The following is a 1,333-nucleotide window of genomic DNA, read 5'->3' on the forward strand; positions in this document are numbered from 1 at the left end:
ATCCAGCTTGCTACCCAGGCCACTTGGCCGGTCTGGTCCGTCAGGACCATTGGCGTGCCCAGTTGGTCGCAGTGGTAGTGAGATGGCGATGCGCTGTTGCCGCTCCTGTTCCTGCAGTTTTGCCTGCATGCCGCTCAGTAGGCGTGTGGTGCCCTCGGCCTCTTCGCCCAGGATCGCCTGGACGCTGGGCTGCAGGCTGTGCTCCAGGGTGTGGCGCAGGTGGCGGGCGGCCTCTTGCTGCATGTCCCTCGGCACGTCGCTGAGGGTGGTTTGCATGAGGGCCAGGGCTGGCGCCTAGTGGTCGTCGTCGCTATCCTGCGGCATGCCCGCAGTCATGGCTTGCCCCGGCAGGTGAGGCTCGTCTTGGGGATCGCCGCTGGCCATTGTGTTCCAGGTGTTCCGCTTGGTGCAGGCTGTGATTGTTGCTGTCGAATGTGTAGCGATTTGGGCTGTGAGGGCTGTACGAGAAGACATTTCTCATTAGCTTTTTCGCCACTGATCTTTAGTTTGTGTCGACACGCTGGATGGGGTGCGTACTCCGTGCATTTCTATGAATTTCGTGCAATCCGTTAATTAATAAAACATGCCAAAAATCCGATATAACGCATTCATTTATTTTTATTTCCATCCTTCTGTAACTTATTTTTTTTATTTTTTGGAAAAATAGCAAAAATAATAAATACCACACCCAAAAATATACCACCACATTCTCCAAAAAAATCTAAAATCGGAAACGCCAACCAATAAATAAAATAGAATGGAGACGATTTTACACCTGTATGAATATTGACTCCATCGGGCAATCCAAGTGTAACAACAATAAAGAAACAACCAATTAAGAAAAGTAATTTTTTCATTATCTTCCCAGTCTAAAAATCCCTAACCCTTTCTTCCAATTATCTTTAACATCATAAGCATTGGAGAATGGATCTACTTTTGGATCAAATGGCATTTGATACGCTGGATCTCTACCTGCAGATACGCAGCGGCATCCCTGTGGAGGATCTGCAGTTGAATTTGCAGGGGGAATGAAGTCTGTGGATTTTTTTGAATCGCCAGATTTGCAAGCAAGTGAATTTTTATCAGAACAATCCCATTCAACACATGGAAGATCAAGCGGATCCCCTGGATACCCCGGATTTGGCGTTTGCGTCATGTTCGCGGCAGCCTCATATGCTGCACGACGAGGCAGATCGCTACGAGGAATAGGTCTTGGTATTTGTCCTCGTGGATAGTATGTTCCCGCCGCAGGGGGACCAATTGAGCGTAATCCCATCGGATCTATCCAATTCAATGGATTTTCAGGGTAATTGAAATGATTAGTTCCGCCTAA

General features: G+C 48.1%; 1 protein-coding gene and 2 pseudogenes. All 3 read right to left on the bottom strand.

The window, feature by feature from the left end; all coding sequences use genetic code 11:
- Positions 1 to 390 (bottom strand): annotated as a pseudogene (locus DTS01S_RS30230) (RHS domain-containing protein); the annotation flags it as partial.
- Positions 391 to 608: 218 nt separating this feature from the next.
- On the bottom strand, positions 609 to 857 hold the full coding sequence (locus DTS01S_RS30810) for a hypothetical protein (protein WP_128422766.1): 249 nt from the start codon (positions 855 to 857) through the stop codon (positions 609 to 611).
- Positions 857 to 1,333, bottom strand: a pseudogene (locus DTS01S_RS31010) (RHS repeat-associated core domain-containing protein); the annotation flags it as partial. The pseudogene DTS01S_RS31010 and the gene DTS01S_RS30810, both read right to left, overlap by 1 nt.

The sequence above is a fragment of the Delftia tsuruhatensis NBRC 16741 genome (assembly GCF_001571325.1).
In the GTDB taxonomy this organism is placed as follows: domain Bacteria; phylum Pseudomonadota; class Gammaproteobacteria; order Burkholderiales; family Burkholderiaceae_C; genus Comamonas; species Comamonas tsuruhatensis.